The following is a 1,011-nucleotide window of genomic DNA, read 5'->3' as shown; positions in this document are numbered from 1 at the left end:
GCCGCGCCCTGGCGCGCGCGGGCCGGATCGTCGCCGCGTCCCGGGAGCACGGGCCCGGGGAGCTCGGCGACCTCTCGCCGGAGCGCGTCGCCCGGATCTCCGCCGACGCCGGACGGCCCCTCACGCTCGTGCTCGACGGGCCCGAGGAGATGCCGCCGGTCCTGGCCCACCGGCTCGCCGCCTGGTCCCGCGGCACCGAGCGCTGGCTCGCTGCCTCTGGTGTGCGGCTCGTCATCGCGTGCCGCGCCGAGTACTGGGAGCAGGCCGGGCGGCACTTCGGCCCGGGGGTGCTGCACGGCCGCGCCGGCCGGCTGCCCGCGTGCGTACGGATCGGGGATCTGGACGACGAGCGGGCCCGCGAGCGGTTCGGGCTGCCGCAGGGCGCGCTGCACCCCCTCGACGCCCGGCACCCGCTGGCCCTGCGCCTGCTGGGCGAGGTACGGGCCGCGCTGCCCGGAGCCGTGCCGGGATGCCCGGACCGGGACGAGGTCTTCGGCGCCTACCTGGACCTGATGTGTCTGCGGGTCGCGGTGCGGCTGGCCGCGCCCGCCGCGCTGCGCGGGTCCGCCGTGCGCCGGCTCGCGGCCCGCGTCTGCGGACAGCTGCACGAGGCGGCCCGCAGCTGCCTGGGGCCGGGGCAGGGGGAGCTGGACCGGGCGTCGTTCGAGGAGCTGTTCCCGTGGGGTGCCCGGCACGGGGTGAGCGGATGGGCCTCGGCCGTGCTCACCGAGGGGGTGCTGGTGCCGGCCGGCAGCGGATACCGCTTCGCGCACGAGGAGGTGGCCGACTGGATCCAGGGGATGCATCTGGACCTGGACGCGGCGCTGGACGCGCTCGTGCTGCGGCGGCAGGGCGACACCTCGGCGGTGCCGGTGCCGCGGCACCGCGCGGGGCCGGTGGTGCGGGCGCTCCTGCTGGTCGAGCGGCAGCGGGGCACGGAGGAACTCGCGGAGCGGCTGGCGGAGTTGGTGTCGTGGCTGGCCGGAGCCGGAGCCGGAGCCGGAGCCGGAG

General features: G+C 78.5%; 1 pseudogene. It reads left to right on the top strand.

Going from position 1 to position 1,011, the window contains the following annotated elements:
• Positions 1 to 1,011 (top strand): annotated as a pseudogene (locus GTW43_RS26110) (serine protease); the annotation flags it as partial.

It is taken from the genome of Streptomyces sp. SID5785 (assembly GCF_009870065.1).
Lineage (GTDB): Bacteria > Actinomycetota > Actinomycetes > Streptomycetales > Streptomycetaceae > Streptomyces.
The sequence above is the reverse complement of the archived record's forward strand: the minus strand, read 5'-3'. Positions and strand labels throughout refer to the sequence as shown.